Annotated in this window: 1 protein-coding gene; it reads right to left on the bottom strand. The window is 53.4% G+C overall.

Annotation, left to right across the window (positions count from 1 at the left end; translation table 11 throughout):
- The coding region (locus tag O970_RS09320) for a type VI secretion system Vgr family protein (protein WP_193553289.1) at positions 1-251 on the bottom strand (251 nt) is incomplete at both ends.

Raw genomic sequence — 251 nt, 5'->3', positions numbered from 1 at the left:
GTGTTGGTCTACCAAATGCCCCAGATTGAGTTGAGTTTTGCCGTATTCGGTCGCGAGTTTGATATGCTCTTGTCCACGTTTGTCATCCATACGTAGCTTGTTGTTAGCCGGCGTGCGAATCACATTGCGGTGTTTGTTGGCGGTGGAGACGTGGTCGGGGTGGTCGCTGTCATGCAGGGCATGGGCAATATAGGGGCGGTTGGGATTGCCATCGGTAAAGGCAATCGCTACCCCTGTGCCGTCAATAAGTG

This window comes from Candidatus Schmidhempelia bombi str. Bimp (assembly GCF_000471645.3).
Taxonomy (GTDB): Bacteria; Pseudomonadota; Gammaproteobacteria; order Enterobacterales; family Orbaceae; genus Utexia; species Utexia bombi.
Note: the sequence above shows the minus strand (reverse complement) of the source record. Positions and strands in the feature narration are given on the sequence as shown.